General features: G+C 42.2%; 21 protein-coding genes. 3 read left to right on the plus strand and 18 right to left on the minus strand.

Going from position 1 to position 18,234, the window contains the following annotated elements:
• Positions 1 to 123 precede the first annotated feature (123 nt).
• The 4 genes from PSH48_RS14245 to PSH48_RS14260 all read right to left on the minus strand — a co-directional run bounded on the left by PSH48_RS14245 (position 124) and on the right by PSH48_RS14260 (position 5,146).
• Entirely contained in the window at positions 124 to 666 is a 543-nt protein-coding gene (locus tag PSH48_RS14245) for a DUF4124 domain-containing protein (protein WP_004589443.1), read from the minus strand.
• A 127-nt stretch (positions 667 to 793) separates the two neighbouring features.
• Positions 794 to 1,534 (minus strand): phosphoadenylyl-sulfate reductase, encoded by a 741-nt coding sequence (locus tag PSH48_RS14250; protein ID WP_004589442.1) that lies wholly within the window; start codon positions 1,532 to 1,534, stop codon positions 794 to 796.
• A gap of 42 nt (positions 1,535 to 1,576) precedes the next feature.
• Positions 1,577 to 3,274 carry an assimilatory sulfite reductase (NADPH) hemoprotein subunit gene (gene cysI, locus PSH48_RS14255; protein ID WP_024031990.1) on the minus strand — a complete coding sequence of 566 codons (1,698 nt, stop codon included), beginning with the start codon at positions 3,272 to 3,274 and terminating at the stop codon, positions 1,577 to 1,579.
• 60 nt (positions 3,275 to 3,334) lie between these two features.
• Positions 3,335 to 5,146, minus strand: a complete 1,812-nt coding sequence (locus PSH48_RS14260) for an assimilatory sulfite reductase (NADPH) flavoprotein subunit (RefSeq protein ID WP_273611787.1) — start codon at positions 5,144 to 5,146, stop codon at positions 3,335 to 3,337.
• Positions 5,147 to 5,452: 306 nt separating this feature from the next.
• Between PSH48_RS14260 and PSH48_RS14265 the strand changes: the two genes are divergently transcribed.
• Entirely contained in the window at positions 5,453 to 7,084 is a 1,632-nt protein-coding gene (locus PSH48_RS14265; RefSeq protein ID WP_064386693.1) for an endonuclease, read from the plus strand.
• A gap of 30 nt (positions 7,085 to 7,114) precedes the next feature.
• On the opposite strand, the gene PSH48_RS14270 is transcribed toward PSH48_RS14265, so the two are convergent.
• Positions 7,115 to 7,711, minus strand: coding sequence for a hypothetical protein (locus PSH48_RS14270; protein WP_273611788.1), 597 nt, complete (start codon positions 7,709 to 7,711; stop codon positions 7,115 to 7,117).
• 113 nt (positions 7,712 to 7,824) lie between these two features.
• Positions 7,825 to 8,298, minus strand: a complete 474-nt coding sequence (locus PSH48_RS14275) for a hypothetical protein (RefSeq protein WP_004588695.1) — start codon at positions 8,296 to 8,298, stop codon at positions 7,825 to 7,827.
• Between the two features lie 181 nt (positions 8,299 to 8,479).
• On the opposite strand from PSH48_RS14275, the gene PSH48_RS14280 reads away from it, so the two are divergent.
• Positions 8,480 to 9,016, plus strand: coding sequence for a helix-turn-helix domain-containing protein (locus PSH48_RS14280; RefSeq protein WP_273611789.1), 537 nt, complete (start codon positions 8,480 to 8,482; stop codon positions 9,014 to 9,016).
• 325 nt (positions 9,017 to 9,341) lie between these two features.
• On the opposite strand, the gene rpsQ is transcribed toward PSH48_RS14280, so the two are convergent.
• Genes rpsQ through rpsJ form a run of 11 tightly spaced genes read right to left on the minus strand, consistent with a single transcriptional unit; the run spans position 9,342 to position 14,308 of the window.
• Positions 9,342 to 9,599 (minus strand): 30S ribosomal protein S17, encoded by a 258-nt coding sequence (gene rpsQ, locus PSH48_RS14285; RefSeq protein ID WP_004588693.1) that lies wholly within the window; start codon positions 9,597 to 9,599, stop codon positions 9,342 to 9,344.
• Positions 9,599 to 9,790, minus strand: a complete 192-nt coding sequence (gene rpmC, locus PSH48_RS14290) for a 50S ribosomal protein L29 (protein ID WP_004588692.1) — start codon at positions 9,788 to 9,790, stop codon at positions 9,599 to 9,601. The genes rpsQ and rpmC overlap by 1 nt, the downstream gene beginning before the upstream one ends.
• Positions 9,790 to 10,203, minus strand: coding sequence for a 50S ribosomal protein L16 (gene rplP / locus PSH48_RS14295; protein ID WP_002957890.1), 414 nt, complete (start codon positions 10,201 to 10,203; stop codon positions 9,790 to 9,792). The genes rpmC and rplP overlap by 1 nt, the downstream gene beginning before the upstream one ends.
• 12 nt (positions 10,204 to 10,215) lie before the next feature.
• Positions 10,216 to 10,917: a 30S ribosomal protein S3 gene (rpsC, locus tag PSH48_RS14300; RefSeq protein ID WP_004588691.1), complete on the minus strand. Its 702-nt coding sequence runs from the start codon at positions 10,915 to 10,917 to the stop codon at positions 10,216 to 10,218.
• 11 nt (positions 10,918 to 10,928) lie between these two features.
• A complete protein-coding gene (rplV, locus tag PSH48_RS14305; RefSeq protein ID WP_004588690.1) occupies positions 10,929 to 11,261 on the minus strand; it encodes a 50S ribosomal protein L22 in 333 nt (110 codons plus the stop codon).
• Between the two features lie 14 nt (positions 11,262 to 11,275).
• Positions 11,276 to 11,554, minus strand: coding sequence for a 30S ribosomal protein S19 (gene rpsS / locus PSH48_RS14310; RefSeq protein WP_004588689.1), 279 nt, complete (start codon positions 11,552 to 11,554; stop codon positions 11,276 to 11,278).
• A gap of 15 nt (positions 11,555 to 11,569) precedes the next feature.
• A complete protein-coding gene (gene rplB, locus PSH48_RS14315; protein WP_004588688.1) occupies positions 11,570 to 12,394 on the minus strand; it encodes a 50S ribosomal protein L2 in 825 nt (274 codons plus the stop codon).
• 17 nt (positions 12,395 to 12,411) lie between these two features.
• Positions 12,412 to 12,714 (minus strand): 50S ribosomal protein L23, encoded by a 303-nt coding sequence (gene rplW, locus PSH48_RS14320; protein ID WP_004588687.1) that lies wholly within the window; start codon positions 12,712 to 12,714, stop codon positions 12,412 to 12,414.
• Entirely contained in the window at positions 12,711 to 13,316 is a 606-nt protein-coding gene (rplD, locus tag PSH48_RS14325; RefSeq protein WP_004588686.1) for a 50S ribosomal protein L4, read from the minus strand. The genes rplW and rplD overlap by 4 nt, the downstream gene beginning before the upstream one ends.
• A gap of 17 nt (positions 13,317 to 13,333) precedes the next feature.
• Positions 13,334 to 13,969, minus strand: a complete 636-nt coding sequence (gene rplC, locus PSH48_RS14330) for a 50S ribosomal protein L3 (RefSeq protein WP_004588685.1) — start codon at positions 13,967 to 13,969, stop codon at positions 13,334 to 13,336.
• A 27-nt stretch (positions 13,970 to 13,996) separates the two neighbouring features.
• On the minus strand, positions 13,997 to 14,308 hold the full coding sequence (gene rpsJ, locus PSH48_RS14335) for a 30S ribosomal protein S10 (RefSeq protein ID WP_002957900.1): 312 nt from the start codon (positions 14,306 to 14,308) through the stop codon (positions 13,997 to 13,999).
• A 413-nt stretch (positions 14,309 to 14,721) separates the two neighbouring features.
• On the opposite strand from rpsJ, the gene plsB reads away from it, so the two are divergent.
• Positions 14,722 to 17,160, plus strand: a complete 2,439-nt coding sequence (gene plsB, locus PSH48_RS14340) for a glycerol-3-phosphate 1-O-acyltransferase PlsB (RefSeq protein WP_273611790.1) — start codon at positions 14,722 to 14,724, stop codon at positions 17,158 to 17,160.
• Positions 17,161 to 17,355: 195 nt separating this feature from the next.
• Here the strand turns inward: plsB and tesB are convergent, their stop codons facing one another.
• Positions 17,356 to 18,213 carry an acyl-CoA thioesterase II gene (gene tesB, locus PSH48_RS14345; protein WP_004588683.1) on the minus strand — a complete coding sequence of 286 codons (858 nt, stop codon included), beginning with the start codon at positions 18,211 to 18,213 and terminating at the stop codon, positions 17,356 to 17,358.
• Positions 18,214 to 18,234: the final 21 nt, after the last annotated feature.

Below are 18,234 nucleotides of genomic sequence, written 5' to 3' on the forward strand. Positions count from 1 at the left end.
CTTAACTGGTTATAAGCCCTTAGCATAACGAAGGCGCAGTAACTCAGCTCACTAATTACAAACCCCGCACGATTAAAACCCCTCATATTGAGTAAGCTTTAATGCTAAGCGCACAATAAAAATTTAGTACCCACCTATACTTTGCATCTCTTTACTGCGCTGCTCTAATTTTTGCTTTGCCTTTTCAGCATCTTCAAACAGTTTTTGAATAGATTCAGCGTTGTAAACGGTAGGTGTAGGTGGTTGAATACTCTTTTTTGAGGTGCTTGCACTGCTACTCAAAATTGAGGTGTCTTCTGCGGCTACAACAGTGACATCGCGGGCATCAAGTTTTACCTCAATACTTTTGCCATCTGCATTAGGCGTATCTGAAAAATGCCATTGGCCGTTTTTATCTTGCCACTTATAAATTTTGCTACCGGGTTTAATTGTCGCCGCATCATTGTTTACACTCTGCGCAATTTTATCGCCCGCTTGTTTTGCGCCTTGCACTGCCTGATTAAGCGTATTGGTAGATAACGCGACCATTTTTTCTTTAATTTTGTGAGATTCAGCACTAATAGATGAACTAGAAAGCCATGTTTGGCCATCTGGCTTTTTTAGGTAAAACAAAGAGATAACAGCAATAATCATGACTGATATTGCCAAGTAGGTGAAGTATTTCATAGCGTTCCTGCTTAAAAATGAATCCTTGAAAGGCAAGTCTAATAAAAAATACTTAATCAGGCAATTTTTTTGCAATAAAAAACGCAACCTAAGTTGCGTTTAAATAGTTGTTTAGCATTCGCTTTTTTTAAATACCATCGCCGTCAATATGCAGTCCGCATTCGCGGTTTAAACCAAAAAAGCGCGTTTCTTCTTCGCTCATACCTGGCTCAAGTTTACGCGTAGTATGCACATCACCCATCGACACATAACCTTGCTCCCATAATGGGTGGTAAGGTAAATCATGCTTGGTAAGGTATTGATATACATCGCGGTTTGACCATTCAATAATCGGGTACACTTTTACCGTACCTCGGCTTATCTCAACAAACTGTTTATCTGCACGGGTCGATGATTGGTCACGGCGCAAGCCACTAAACCAAGTACCGGCACCAATTTCTTTTAATGCGCGGGTCATGGGCTCTACTTTATTAAGCTGATTATATTGCTTAATACCGTCCTCGCCTTGTTCCCATAACTTACCGTATTTAGCTTCTTGCCATGCAGGGCTTAGCTCAGCTTTATACACCTGTAAATTAAGTGATAGGCGCGCTGTCATTTGCTCAATAAACTGATACGTCTCTGGAAATAAATAACCCGTATCGGTTAATACCACAGGAATATCAGGACGCTGAGATGTTACTAAATGCAGCATGACCGCCGCTTGAATACCAAAGCTTGATGATAAAAAAGCTGTATCGGGTAAGTTCTCTAGTGCCCATGCAACACGCTGCTCCGCACTCATTGGTGCAAGTATGCCGTTTGCATCTGCAAGCAATGCCGCTTGGCTTTGCTTATCAAGCTGTAATATGTTTTTAAATTCACTCATGGTCAATTTTAAACCTCACCCACGCTCCGCGTGGGTATTTAATTAAGCGTGAAAATCGGTTACTGATACTTTTACTTCAGCAACAATGCCTTTGCGAATTACAAAGTCACCAAAACATTCACCGTCGTTTCGCTCACTTGCCCACTGGCCAATTAGCTTATCAAACGCGTCTAGGTAAACATCTTCACCTACGTTTTCTAGGTACAGTTTAGGAATGCGTGTACCTTCTAAATTACCACCTAGGTAAACGTTGTATTTACCAGGGCCTTTACCTACTAAACCAGCTTCTGCAAGCATTGCGCGGCCACAACCGTTAGGACAACCTACAACACGCATAATAATGCTGTCATCAGGTATGCCATGCTTAGCAAGTAGTGCTTCGGTTTTTTCAATTAAGCTTGGTAAGTAACGCTCAGCTTCGGCCATAGCAAGCGGACACGTTGGCAATGCTACACACGCCATTGAGTTTTTACGTTGCTCAGTGTCTTTGTCATCAATTAGGCCGTGGTTACGGGCAATTTCTTCAATAACTGCTTTTTGATCGGCAGGCACACCAGCAATAATTAAGTTTTGGTTAGCCGTCATGCGCATATCGCCTTGGTGCACTTCTGCAATTTTACGACAACCTGTTTTTAATGGCTTACCTGGGTAGTCTAAAATACGGCCGCTTTGTATAAATAGCGTAAGGTGGTGCTTGCCATCAATGCCTTCTACCCAACCGATACGATCGCCACGGTGAGTAAACTCATAAGGGCGGCTTGGTGCAAAGCTTACACCGGCACGTTTTTCTACTTCGGCTTTAAATACGTCAGACCCAACACGGTCTAGTGTGTATTTAGTTTTTGCATTTTTACGGTTAGAACGGTTACCCCAATCGCGCTGCACTGATACAACGTGCTCAGCAATTTTTAAGGTGTCTTCTAGGGCAATAAAACCAAAGTCGTCAGCTTTACGCGGATACGTAGCCGTATCACCGTGGGTCATAGCAAGGCCACCACCTACAAGTACGTTAAAACCAACAAGCTTGCCATCTTCAGCAATAGCAACAAAGTTTAAGTCATTCGCATGCACATCAACTTCGTTGTTAGGCGGAATAGTAACCGTGGTTTTAAACTTACGCGGTAAGTAGTTAGAACCTAAAATTGGCTCTTCTGTGGTTTCTGCCTTTTCGCCATTTAACCAAATTTCAGCGTATGCTTTCGTTTTTGGAAGTAAATGCTCAGAAATTTTTGCAGCCCACTCATACGCTTCTTGATGTAACTCTGACTCAACAGGGTTAGTCGTACATAGTACGTTACGGTTTACATCGCCTGCGGTGGCAATAGAGTCAATACCAACGCTATTAAGCATTTGGTGCATGCCTTTAATATTTGGCTTTAATACACCATGAAATTGAAACGTTTGACGTGTTGTTAAACGAATACTGCCGTAGCTTGTTTTTTCATCGGCAAATTTATCAATTGCTAGCCATTGCTCAGGCTTGATAATACCGCCAGGCATACGTGCACGTAGCATTACATTGTGCAGCGGCTCTAGCTTTTGCTTTGCGCGCTCAGGGCGTATATCGCGGTCATCTTGCTGGTACATACCGTGAAAACGTATAAGTTGGAAGTTATCGGCTGTAAAACCACCGGTAATTTCATCTTTTAAATCTTGCTCTATGGTGCCACGTAAAAAGTTACTTTCTCTTTTCAAACGTTCGTTATCAGAAAGTTTTACGTTTTTATCTTGTTCGCTCATTTTAAATCCTAAATTTGTTACAGTGACGGCTGCTAGCTGTTAATAAAATAAGAAACGTGATTAATACACGTCTTTCTGATAGCGGTTAGCGCTACGTAAGTCTTTTAAATATTGCTCTGCGTCTTCGTAGCTTTTACCGGTGTTTTCGCTGATGATATCAACTAAGGCGTTGTGTACATCTTTTGCCATGCGGTTTGCATCACCACACACATAAAAATGCGCACCTGCTTCTAGCCACTCAAAAATTTCTTTTGAATTTTTGCGTAGTTTGTCTTGTACGTATACTTTTTCGGCTTGGTCACGGCTAAATGCAACGTCAACTTTGCTTAATAGGCCTGATTTTAAATAACCCTGAATTTCTACTTGATACAAGAAGTCTTGTGTAAAGTGTGGGTTACCGAAAAACAGCCAATTTTTGCCTTGTGCTTCTCGCGAGTCACGCTCTTGTAAAAATGCACGGAATGGCGCAATACCGGTACCTGGGCCAATCATAATAATGGGGGTATTATCATCGCTAGGTAAACGGAAGTTGTCGTTGTGCTCACTAAATACTTTAACTTTACACCCTTCTTCAGCACGGCGTGCTAAATAACCAGAGCAGCCACCTAAATGTTCGCTGCCAAAGGCGTCAAACTCAACTAAACCTACCGTTAAGTGCACTTCCTCTTCAACCTCGCTTTGGCTTGAAGCGATTGAGTATAAGCGCGCTTGTAGTTTACGTAGGCAATCAACTAAGGTTTGTGCGTCTATTTTTGCAGGATTTTGTGCCACTACATCAAAAATTTGGCGAGGCTCAATGTACTCACGCATCGCGGCTTTATCTTCTACAAGCTTTAGTAGCTCTGGCGTGCCCGTTGCAACTGCGTATTTTTCTACAAAGCCTGGGTATGACTGAGTAAGCTCTAACTTTTCGATTAATGCATCGCGAATAGGCAGTGACTCTTCGCCCACTTTTACAAGTGTGCTTGAATCGATTTGCGTATGTGTTAGTAGCTCATCTACGCGGGCTTCATCATTTAAAAAGTACACGCCTAATGAATCACCAGGTAAGTAGGTGATGTCTGAGCCTTCAAGCGAAATCTCAACATGGCGTACATCTTTAGTAGAATCGCGCCCTGTAATTTTTTGTACTGTAACAAGCTCTGCCGCAAATGGGTTTTGCTTAGTGTATTGGCTTGCTGCCGCTGTTGGCGCGCCAAATGGCATTGATACAACTTGGCCGCCCGCAGCATCTTGCTGCGCTTTTAAATCAGGTTCGAATGCATCAAGTGCACCGGTGATCCAAGTGGCTGCTTCATCATCGTAATCAACATCTAGGTCGGCACGTTGGAAAATAGTTTCTGCGCCAAGTTTGTTTAAACGCTCTTCAAAGTCTTTTGCTGTTTGGCAGAAAAACTCATAGCTAGAGTCGCCTAAACCCAGTACCGCGACTTTAACGCCATCTAACTTAGGTGCTTTTTTGGTAGTTAAAAATTCATACAGTGTTTCAGCATCTTCAGGTGGCTCACCTTCACCGTAGGTAGATACAACAACGGTTAAAAACTTTTCTTTTTTCAGGGCTGTAGGTTTGTAGTCAGACATGCTCACAAGTTTTACAGCTAAACCGCGCGACTCTGCTTGCTCTTTAAGCTTAGTCGCCACACCTTTTGCATTACCTGTTTGCGAACCATACAAAATAGTAAGTGGCGCAGCATCGCTTGCAGCCGCTGTAGGCGCTTGCCCACCAAGAGCCGCAGAATTAGCATTTGCAGCTAAGTAACCACTTACCCACGCTTGCTGAATCGGATTAAGTTCTGCTACTAAGCCTTGCAGCTTTTGTACTTGCTCTTGCGATAGCGGGCTTGCCGCTGCGTTAAGTTGACCTAACAACATGAATTTGTTCCCCATAACCCTGAAAATTACATACAGCCCACATAATGCGCTGTTCAAAATGAGTTTTACCTCACCCAGAGTAACTCTGCTGAGGTTTTATTAGTGTGCAGGATAGCGGGCTATGCGGTGAGAAAAAAAGAATAGAATCTGCTTTGTTATTCCATTTAGTTATTAATTTATATAAAGACCTTCAAAAACAGCTTAAAGGCTGATTATTGCTATTTTATTAATTTTGTATTTAACAAATTTGTAACCTTGTGCAGATAGTGTATGTTATTTACTCAACTATAAAAAATAGGAACAATCATGTCACACGGGACATACAAAAATAAGTTACTTAGCACGGCATTACTGATTGCCGCCACCCCAGCAATGGCTAATGTCGCAAATGGCGGCTTTGAGCAGTGGACAGGCAATACGCCTGACGCGTGGACCACAATTGATAGCGGTATTAATGTATCGCGCTCAACCAGTATCGTAAATAACGCAAGCAGCGCGGCGGCTATTAATGTGACCACCGGCTCGCAAAGCAATACCGACTTATTACAACAAGTTAGTGTGGAGGCTGGCAAAACATATGATTTCTCAGTGGATGTATATCACACTGAAGGAAGCATAAGGGCCCGCCTGTATGTAGATGGCTACCAAGGGTACTCTAACCAAGCGCAAACTAACCAGTGGCAAACAATTAACCACAGTTATACGCCTAGCAGTAATAAAACCATTAATGTTGGTTTACGTTTTTACGATATGAGCGGCTTTGATGGTAATGAAACCGTTTATGTAGATAATTTTTTGCCTAATACAGACGGCGGCGCTTCAGGCAGCTGTAACGACCATAGCCTTACTTTAACACTTAATACCGATAACTACGGCAGCGAAACCAGCTGGGTGGTTAACAACAGCCAAGGTAGCAGCGTAGCCAGTGGTAGTGGTTATGCCTCTAACACACAATATAATGAGCAACTCTGTTTAACTGATGGCGCATACACCCTCGTTATAAGTGACAGCTATGGCGACGGTATGTGCTGTAACGTAGGTAATGGTAATTACGCGCTCACTCAGGGCAGCACCACACTTGCCAGTGGCGCAAGTTTTAATAACACAGATAGTACAACTTTTGAATTAGGCGATAGCTCTGGTGGTGATACTGGCGGTGGCACTAACCCAACACCAACAGGTTATTACGTAACAACTCAGGGTTTATCTGGTTATGCATTAAAAACTGAACTTTATAACATTATCAAAAATCACAGCTCGCAAGGTTACTCGGCTATTTGGAACTTTTACGATTCTTCAGCACGCGATAAATACTTTGAAAACGATAACAGTATTTTAGATATGTATAGTGAAAAGCCAAATGGTAGCGACAGCTATACTTACACTGCGGTAAGCGATCAGTGTGGTACTTATAACAGTGAAGCAGATTGCTATAACCGCGAGCATTCGTTCCCTAAAAGCTGGTTTGGCGGTACAAATGAGCCAATGAATTCAGACGTGCACCACATTTATGCAACCGACGGTTATGTAAACTCAAAACGTAGTAACTACCCTTTTGGTGAAGTGGCTAGTGCATCATTTACATCAACAAACGGTAGTAAAGTCGGTTCAGCAGCAAGCTCTATTAATTACTCAGGTACGGTGTTTGAGCCAATTGATGAGTTTAAAGGTGACTTTGCCCGCGCTTATTTTTACATGGCAACCCGCTACGAGAATGTAATAGGCTCGTGGCAAAATAACACAACTGCCAGTAATGCAGTCCTTAATGGTACAAGCAATCAAGTATTCGAAAACTGGGTAGTAGCTATGCTACTTAACTGGCATAACGCCGACCCTGTTAGCCAAATGGAACTTGACCGTAACCAAGCAGCTTATGAGTTTCAAGGTAATCGTAACCCGTATATCGATCACCCTGAATTTGTTGAGATGATTTGGTAATAGCCTGCTTATAACTTTTTAGCCCCAGCATTAACTGGGGCTTTTTAATAACTGTACTTTTTGTCTGGCAATGAGTGACGCTACATACTGCTTTTCTAAATCCCACGGATGACGCTTCCAGCCCTTAAAACCAAAACCGATAATATGCACCTGTGCTTGCTGCTTTAAAAAGTGCTCAATAGCTAACATTCCCGAACTGGGTGTTTTAGCTTTAAAAGCAGGTTTGCCAAACGTATATAAGTGTTTTAATAATGCTGTTTTATCGTGCTGGGCGATTCGACTCACGTTTGCATGCGGGCTATATTTACGTATTATTTCATCGCCATGGTCAATACAGCCCCTACGGTTAATTAGCTTATAAAAAGGTTGAGTAAATAAGTTAGGTTTTGGGTCAGTGATCATGACATTTTTCAGCTGCATTATATCTATATCTGGAAACGCTGCGCAAAGCATTGCGCCTTGCTTACCTCGTCCCACTAGCCATAAATCAGTACATTTACGGCCTAAGTATGCAGGCATGTTTGCACACATATTAAAGCGCACCACTCTATCAAAGCTATTTAGAGCTTTACTTACATCCTTTTCGACGGGGCCATTACCTATAATTAACACTGTTTGCTTAGCCATACTACGCTCCTTGTACCTTTATTAGCGCATACTAACGTGCCCGCCACACTTTACCAGCAAACTTATATTAAACTTTTTTTGCAGCCACACACTGTACGGTAAATTAACAGGCGTTACTTTTGATTTAAGGCCTGCTCTGCACGTTCTATTGATTCGTAGCGTTTACCTGTAATTTTTATCAGCCATACTTTATCTGTAAAGGTGCGACTTAAATACACTGTTTGCCCATTTGGGATTTGCGGCATAAAGGAAGAAATAGATTCCCACTTGCCATCAACCTGCTCTTTTAGCTTCAAACTAGCGTTAAAGTGCGACCCCTCTGCGTTAGGCTTTACTTCAAGCGCCGTCATTTGCGTATCATCACCAATTTCTATCATTGCACTTTTATTTAATAGCGTGAGTAGCTGAGGTTGATGCGTAGGGCTTAGATTTTTTAAAGCCTGCTCTATTTTACTATCTACGGTAATCTCATTCTGTAATTTATAAATACTGGCCTTAATTGCAAAAACAGGCTCTGCGTAACTGGGGTTTATAAAAAACAGTGAACTGATGAGCACTAAAATAGCGCTAGTAAATTTATTCGGCATATTATATCTCCTTATTAAAATCAAATTGAGCATACCTTATATTTTGTTAAATTTAATATAAGCTATTAATATTCATAATATTCTTTATATTAATAAGCATGAATATACGCTTTTAGACTATTTATAAATACTAATTTTAGCGATAATAAAACGCTTAACTAATCAAATAAGAGCAGAGGGTATGCAAGCGTTAGGAATGGAGTTAAAACGCCTTAGAGCAAATAAAAAGTGGACTCAGGCTTATGCAGCGCGTGAAATTGGAATTCAACAGTCGTACCTTTCAAAGCTTGAAAATGGACAGTTTATCCCCTCAACTGAGGTAATTGAAAAGCTTAAACTTTGCTATGGCGAAGGCTGTATTGATAAATGCCTACCTATAAGTTCAGCGATAGATAAGCCCTCAAACATCACTTTAATTATGTGCCTGACTTTATTTATATGTGGGCTGATAGCGTGGTTATGTGCAACATATGAAATTTTTTATCCACAAACCTACTTTACCTATCAAGCAAAGCTAGGTGACTTTTTAGCATTTAACGTCACTCAGCAATACCAAGGCGAACGCTTTATTGAGGGGGATGTGACCTATCAAATTGTAGGTGAAAGGCAAGTCAGTCGAATCGAGAACCGCTTCCTAGTGGTAGGCTCTGCCGTGTGCATATTAATATCTATTGTTGCAGCTTTACTCTCGCAAAGGCATAGGTTTGGTAAATTATAGAGCTGTTATTTAGTTGTTCTTGGCAATTACTCCAGTATTACTCTACCTGAAACATCTATACAGTCGTACATCAGAAATTTTAATCTGTCGCTATAAATGCCTAATAACTTAACACGATTGGTATTATTTTCGATTAGAATTAGGACTATTACGTATTCGTGGCGTGCTTTTTTTCAAGTGTTCTAGTCTCAACCCAAGCTACGGCGCTTCACTTCACTGCGAGCAGCTAACGACTGAAAACTTCAAACTTACAGCCTTTTTAAACGCAAACAAAAAGCCCCGGCTAATGCCAGGGCTTTTTTACAAAACTTACTTAATTTAAAAATTAAGCTTGTTTTGGACTAGAAACAACGTCTACTAAAGTCCAAGATTTATTCTTAGAAATTGGTGCGCATTCACGGATAGTAACTACGTCACCCGCTTTTGCTGTGTTGTTTTCGTCATGTACGTGTAGCTTAGTAGTACGTTTGATGAATTTCCCATAGATTGGGTGCTTCACGTAACGTGCGATAGCAACAGTGAAAGATTTTTCCATCTTGTCGCTTACTACACGGCCTTGAAGAGTACGAATTTTATCGCTCATTATTGACCTGCCTTCTGGTTAATAATTGTTTTTACACGCGCGATATCGCGACGTACTGTTCTTAGCGTGTGTGTCTGAGCTAACTGACCAGTGCTTGCTTGCATGCGCAGGTTAAACTGCTCACGAAGAAGTCCTAGAAGTTCAGCATTTAGCTCTTCTACGCTTTTGTCTTTTAGTTCGCTTGCTTTCATCACATTACCGTCCGAGTTACGAAAGTTGTTTTGAATGGCAGTTTACGAGCTGCAAGGTCAAACGCTTCACGAGCAAGCTCTTCAGAAACACCTTCCATTTCGTAAAGTACTTTACCAGGCTGAATTTCAGCAACCCAATATTCAACAGAACCTTTACCTTTACCCATACGAACTTCAAGAGGCTTTTCTGTGATCGGCTTGTCAGGGAAGACACGGATCCAGATTTTACCTTGACGTTTCACGTGACGCGTCATAGCACGACGAGCTGCTTCGATTTGACGAGCAGTCATGCGGCCACGACCAGTAGCTTTCAAACCGAAAGTACCGAAGCTTACTTTGTTACCGTTTTGCGCTAAACCGCGGTTGCGGCCTTTGTGCATTTTACGGAATTTTGTACGTTTTGGCTGTAACATTACTCGCTACCTCTACTTAGCACTTTTCTTGGCTTTCTTTGGTGCGCGTTTAGCTGGCTTCTCTTGCTCTTGTACTAGTGGTAAACCACCAATAACTTCGCCTTTGAAGATCCAAACTTTAACACCAATGATACCATAAGTGGTTAAGGCTTCAGAAGTTGCGTAGTCGATATCAGCACGAAGAGTATGTAGAGGTACACGACCTTCACGATACCATTCTGAACGTGCGATTTCTGCGCCGCCAAGACGACCGCTAACTTCAACTTTGATCCCTTTAGAACCGATGCGCATTGCATTTTGTACCGAACGCTTCATAGCGCGACGGAACATAACACGACGCTCTAGCTGAGAGGCAATGCCGTCTGCTACTAGTTGTGCATCTAACTCTGGTTTACGTACTTCAGAAATATTAATCTGAGCAGGTACACCTGCGATCTTAGTTACCGCTTGACGTAGCTTTTCAACGTCTTCGCCTTTTTTACCGATAACAACACCCGGACGAGCCGTGTGAATTGTTACGCGGATCGATTTTGCTGGACGCTCAATAACGATTTTAGACACAGAAGCCGCTTTTAATTCCTTTGTAAGGAAAGTACGTACTTTGTGATCGCCAAAAAGCTGATCAGAGAAATCTTTAGAACTCGCGTACCAGGTAGAAACCCAAGGTTTAGATATACCTAGGCGAATACCAGTAGGATGAACTTTTTGTCCCATTACTTATACTCCTAGCTATCTGAAACCACAACAGTGATGTGGCTTGTACGCTTAAGGATGCGGTCTGCGCGTCCTTTAGCACGTGGCATAATACGTTTCATTGTAGGACCATCGTCCACAAAAATCGTAGTTACACGAAGCTCATCAATGTCAGCACCTTCGTTATGCTCTGCGTTAGCAATAGCAGACTCAAGTACTTTTTTAACTAATACAGCCGCTTTTTTCGGGCTGTACGCCAGGATTTCTAGAGCGCGATCGACAGGTAGTCCGCGGATCTGATCTGCAACTAGACGAGCTTTTTGCGCCGAACCAGAGGCGAATTTATGTTTAGCTAATGCTTGCATTTATCATTCCCCTCTTAGCGTTTCTTCGCTTTCTTATCCGCAGCATGGCCACGGTAAGTGCGAGTTGGTGCAAATTCACCTAGTTTGTGACCGATCATTTCGTCAGAAACGAAAACTGGTACATGCTGGCGACCATTATGGACAGCAATGGTCAATCCGATCATGTTAGGTATGATCATTGAACGACGGCTCCAAGTTTTAATTGGCTTCTTTTCACCGCTTTCCAAAGCTTTCTCTACCTTCTTCAGCAAGTGTAGGTCTATAAAAGGACCCTTCTTGAGAGAGCGTGGCATGGCTATTCCTCAATATTACTTAGTACGACGACGTACTATAAATTTATCCGTACGCTTGTTCTTACGCGTCTTAGCACCTTTAGTAGGCTTACCCCATGGAGACACAGGATGACGACCACCAGATGTACGACCTTCACCACCACCGTGTGGGTGATCAACCGGGTTCATGGCAACACCACGAACTGTCGGACGAATACCACGCCAGCGATTTGCACCTGCTTTACCAAGTGAACGAAGCATATGCTCAGCATTGCCTACTTCACCTAGCGTTGCACGACAATCAGATTGTACTTTACGTACTTCGCCAGAACGAAGACGTAATGTTACGTATTGACCATCACGCGCAAGGATTTGAACGTATGCACCAGCAGAACGTGCGATTTGAGCACCTTTACCTGGTTTTAATTCTACGTTGTGAACAGTCGAACCTACAGGCATGTTACGCATAGGTAATGCATTACCAGGCTTGATTGGTGCATCAACACCAGACTGGATTGCATCGCCAGCTTTTAAGCCTTTAGGTGCGATAATGTAACGACGCTCACCGTCTGCATATAATACAAGAGCGATGTTTGCGCTACGGTTTGGATCATATTCCAAACGCTCAACAGTGGCTGGAATGCCATCTTTAGTACGTTTAAAATCGATTAAACGGTAATGATGCTTATGACCACCACCGATATGACGAACCGTAATACGACCATTGTTATTACGACCACCTGATTTAGAGTTTTTCTCTAATAGTGGTGCGTAAGGTTTACCCTTATGTAAATCTGGGTTAACCACTTTAACTAGGTGACGACGACCCGCAGAAGTTGGTTTACACTTTTGAAGTGCCATAATTCTAACTCCCCTTATTACTCGGCGCCGCCGACAAAGTCTAGCTCGCTACCTTCTTTAAGAGTAACGTAAGCTTTCTTCCAGTCGCTACGACGACCGAAACGCATGCCAGTACGTTTTGTTTTACCCTTAACGTTAAGTGTGCGAACACCCGTTACTTCTACTTCAAAAAGCTTCTCAACTGCTGCTTTAATTTCAGCTTTAGTTGCGTCATTTGTTACTTTAAAAACAATAGTATTGTTTTCTTCAGCAGCAATTGTGCTTTTTTCAGAGATATGTGGAGCAAGGATCACTTTTAAAAGACGTTCTTCACGGATCATGCTAGCGCCTCCTCAAGTTGCTTAACAGCAGCAGCTGTAATAAGTACCTTGTCGAAAGCAATTAAGCTTACAGGATCGATACCAGCTACATCACGCGTGTCAACCTTGTACAGGTTACGTGCCGATAAGAAAAGATTTTCATCTACTTCTTCAGTCACGATAAGAACATCTTTAAGCTCAAGTTCTTTAAGCTTAGAAACTAGTTCTTTAGTCTTTGGTGCTTCAAGACCAAAGCTTTCAACAACGATTAAACGCTCTTGACGAACTAATTCAGATAAGATGCTTTTGATCGCACCGCGGTACATTTTACGGTTTACTTTTTGGCTGTGGTCTTGTGGTTTAGCTGCGAAGCTAACGCCACCTGAACGCCAAATTGGACTACGGATTGTACCAGCACGTGCACGGCCAGTACCTTTTTGAGCCCATGGTTTTTTACCACCACCGCTTACTTCAGAACGTGTCTTCTGAGCACGAGTACCTTGACGAGCACCTGCTGCGTATGCAACAACTACTTGGTGTACTAATGCTTCGTTAAACTCACGTCCAAAAGTAGCTTCAGAAACTTCAAGAGCGCCAGAAGCGTCTTTAATTGCTAATTCCATCACTAAATCTCCAGGACTTATGCTTTAACAGCTGGTTTAACGATAACGTCACCGCCGATAGCGCCAGGTACTGCACCTTTAACTAAAAGCAAGTTACGCTCAGCGTCAACGCGAACTAGTTCTAAGTTTTGAGTCGTTACACGCTCAGCACCCATATGACCGGCCATTTTCTTACCTTTAAACACCTTACCAGGTGATTGGTTTTGACCGATTGAACCAGGAGCACGGTGAGATAGAGAGTTACCGTGAGTAGCGTCTTGCATGCTGAAATTCCAGCGCTTAACACCACCTTGGAAACCTTTACCTTTAGAAGTACCGGTTACGTCAACTTTGTTGATTTCGTTGAATAATTCAACAGTAAGCTCAGCGCCTACTTCAAAATCGCCTTCACCACCATTTAGGCGGAATTCCCACAGACCGCGACCCGCTTCAACACCAGCTTTAGCGAAATGACCCGCTGCTGCTTTGTTTACACGGCTTGCTTTTTTAGTGCCTGCGGTTACTTGAAGCGCGTTATAACCGTCTGTTGCGTCAGATTTGATCTGAGCAATGCGGTTAGGAGTCGCTTCGATAACTGTCACAGGGATAGATACACCATCTTCAGTGAAGATACGTGTCATACCCACTTTACGACCGACTAGACCTAATGCCATTTTCCTATAACCTCTCTAATCTTTCGATTAACCCAGGCTGATTTGAACATCAACACCAGCAGCAAGATCTAAACGCATTAATGCGTCAACAGTCTTGTCAGTTGGTTCTACGATGTCGATCAGACGTTTATGGGTGCGGATCTCGTACTGATCACGCGCATCTTTGTTTACGTGCGGTGAAGTTAGTACAGTAAAACGTTCAAAGCGTGTAGGTAGTGGGATTGGACCACGTACTTGTGCGCCTGTGCGTTTCGCAGTTTCCACGATTTCCGCCGTTGATTGGTCAATCAAACGGTGGTCAAAAGCTTTTAGGCGAATACGAATGCGTTGATTTGACATTCTTAAACCTCAATATAAAGAGCATTTAAAGAGCATAAAAAAACGACCGAAACAATCTTAATAATTAAGATGCCGGTTGTTGATTTATATCTACGATGAGTTCCAAATCGGAACTCCTGTTTATTAGCTTGAAATCCAAGCTTAATTTATCCCTTCAAGTTCCAGAGGAATCTTGAAAGCCTGCGTATTATAGTGATATTGGTGATAAATGCAACAACTAATTGCAAATTAATTACGGGTGTAAGGCTGCCCAAATAACCGCCACTGGTTATTTATAGCTATAATTGAACTGCTCAGCGCCAAATTAGTCTTATGTTTATAATTTAACCGATTACGCAAATTACAGGATTTTATAGATATTATGGTATCCTATGCGCTAATTTTGCTTTTAATACTCTCAATATGGTGAGTCGATGCGTTTATTAAATTATTGTTTGAATTTTCTTACTAGCTGCGTAAGCCGTGTTTTGGTAAAAAGTAAGGTCCTTCCCCAAAGCCCAATAGAACAATATGACCTTAATCCTGAACACCCTACTTTTTATATAGTACGTTTAAATTCGCGTTTCGATTTAGCTGCGCTTACTAATGTATGTAAAAAGCATGGTTTGCCTAACCCATGCGAATATCAAACGTTAGGGAGCCAAGAGTTGGCACGCTTTATTGGTATAAAAAATCCGCCGCCTTTATTTGGCGATACCGCTAAACCGACCGCCGCTTTATCACAAGGTAAGCAAATAGTTGAACATTTATTAAATAGCGGGCAAAAGAATGTACAAGTGGTGCCGGTAACTATTTTATGGGGGCGCGACCCAGGTAAGGAAAAGCCAGGTATTCGTACCTTAATTACCCACTCTCTTACGCCTAGTTGGTTTAGAAAATTTTTCGTTGTGCTTTTTTCTGGGCGCGATAACTTTATTCGCTTTAGCCAGCCACTCGATTTATCACTTATCGTGAACGAAAAAGCCGACGTAAATGAGCTACCACAAAAACTATTGCGTGTTGCTCGGGTGCACTTTAAACGTCAAAAACTGGCCGCTACGGGCCCTAAAATGCCCTCGCGCGAGCAATTATTTAACTCACTTTTGGCTTCGCCGACAATAAAAAAAGCAATTCAAGATGAAGCAAAGTCAAAAGGAATAAGCCAAACAGAAGCCCGCCAAAACGCGTTAAAACTACTAGATGAAATTGCCGCTAATTACTCTGAGGCAATGATACGTGTAGGCGACAGAATTTTAACGTGGCTGTGGACTAAGCTTTATAACGGTATAGATATAAAATACACCGAGCAAATTCATGAGCTAACAAATAAGGGTCACGAGATAATCTATATGCCGTGTCATCGCAGCCACATGGATTACTTGTTACTTACCTATGCTATATACCATCAAGGTTTGGTGCCGCCGCATATTGCCGCGGGCATTAATCTAAACTTTTTCCCTGCAGGTGGTATTTTTCGCCGCTCAGGGGCGTTTTTTATACGCCGCTCGTTTGCCGGTAATAAACTTTACTCAGCCGTATTTAAAGAGTATTTAAGCCAGCTATTTATTAAAGGTTACTCAGTTAAGTTTTACACTGAAGGCGGGCGCAGCCGCACTGGCCGATTACTACCGCCAAAAACCGGTATGCTCGCCATGACATTGCAAGCAATGCTACGCGGCATAGACCGCCCGGTTTCTATTGTGCCGGTATACATTGGCTATGAGCATGTAATGGAAATCAATACCTACTTAAAAGAGCTTGCCGGTAAAGATAAAAAAGGCGAGTCCATTTTTGGTATTTTTAAAGCCATTAAAAACCTTAAAAATTACGGCCGTGGTTACTTAAACTTTGGCGACCCTATTTCTATAAACCAATACTTAAACGACAACCAACCTGATTGGCGCGATGCAATACACCCTACCGATGTGCAAAAGCCGCAATGGCTAGGCCCTCAAGTAGCCGCATTGGCCGACCAAGTAATGGTAAAAATTAATAATGCCGCAGCACTTAACGCTGTGAATTTACTGGCTATGATTTTGCTAGTTAACGACAAACACGCGTTAAGTAAGCCTAAGCTATTAGCGCAACTAGATTTTTACTTACGCCTACAACGCGATGCAAGCTATAGCGATAAAGTCACCGCCCCCGATGAAACACCAGAGCAGCTATTAACGCACGCCATTAAGCTTAATAAGTTTGATGTTATTAGCGATGAATTTGGCGAAATTATTGCAATTAACGATAAAGAAAAAACCCTGTTTAACTATTATCGTAATAATATTTTGCACTTATTTGCTGTGCCAAGCCTTATTGCTTTGCACTTATTTAAGCAACACAGTAGTACGGTTGAGCAATGCCAAAAGCTTGTTTCGGCTTTTTACCCTCTGTTTGCAAAAGAATGGTATTTACAGCCGCTAGATGAAAACTACATAAGCCGTATTTTGGCTAACTTTAGCGATCAAAACTTAATTGAGCTTGATGGCGATACCATTCATGTTACTAACACGAATGATTCATTAGCCAAACTTGAAATGCTAGGTAGGTCGCTTAGCTTTACGTTGCAACGTTATGCCATTGTTGTGGGCTTTATTCAAACCAGTAACGGAATTGAAAAAGCCGAACTGGAACGTGAAAGCCAAGTACTGGCAAACCGTTTAGGCACCTTACACGGCATTAAAACCCCGGAGTTTTTTGATAAAAAAGTACTGGTAAGCTTTATTGATAATTTACGCGGTGAGCTGCTAATTACTGAAGGTGAAAATGGTATTCACGGTAGTACACAACTGTGTGAAATATACATGTACTTAAAAACCTTATTACCTGCACGTATATGGCAATCGGTTAGCGACATAGTGCAAGATCAATGTAATTAGCGAGTTGCTGTAATTTAAGCTCTAATTAAACACCATTAAAAAAGCCTCAACATTTAACATGTTGAGGCTTTTTTGTACGTTTAGTTATTGAACAACAATGCTACATAGAGACGCTTACCTCTTGGCAAAACCTTTAGCGAAAACACTGCTAATTTGCGCTTAACAGCCAGTCTATTGCCAGTAAGTCTAATAAAATTAACGCTGGCGCATCACCCCTTCTTGAATCGTTGATGCGACTAAATTACCTTGGCGGTCAAAAAACTGGCCTCTTACCAAGCCTCGCCCAGAACTAGCACTTGGGCTGTCTATGGTATATAAAATCCAATCGTCCATTCTAAATGGGCGGTGGAACCACATAGCATGGTCAATCGTTGCCACTTGCATATTTGGCTGCATAAACGATACGCCATGAGGCTGTAATGCCGTAGGTAAAAACTCAAAGTCAGAGGCATACGCTAATAAGTAATTATGAATGCGTTGATCGTCGGGCATATCGCCATTGGCTTTAATCCAAATGTGCTTTACGGGCTCAATAACCTCTGGCTTAAATGGGTTATGAAAAGTAACCGGACGCATTTCAATGGGCATTTCGCGTATAAACTTATTACGGATCACCTCGGGTATGTGGTGGGCGTTTTCTTGATAAAACTCAAGCGACGAGCGAAGCTCCTCTGGTGGCGGTACATTAGGCATGGTTGCTTGATGCGATAAGCCTTCTTCTTCACCCTGAAACGACGCAGTCATATAAAAAATAGGTTTACCGTATTGAATAGCGCTTACTCGGCGGGTGCTAAAGCTTTTACCATCGCGGATGGTTTCTACGTCGTAAACAATCGGTTTTGCGGCGTCGCCGGGGCGTAAAAAGTAAGAGTGTAATGAATGAACAACACGTCCTTTTGGTAGCGTTTCTTTTGCAGCAGACAATGCCTGCCCCATTACTTGGCCACCAAATACCGCTCTAAACCCTAAATCTTGGCTTTGCCCACGATATAAACCTTGTTCAATTTCTTCAAGTGACAATAACGATAATAAATCATCTAATACTTGGCTCATTTGCTGTTCTCTCAATCCCCA

It is taken from the genome of Pseudoalteromonas sp. Angola-4 (assembly GCF_028599265.1).
GTDB lineage: Bacteria > Pseudomonadota > Gammaproteobacteria > Enterobacterales > Alteromonadaceae > Pseudoalteromonas > Pseudoalteromonas atlantica.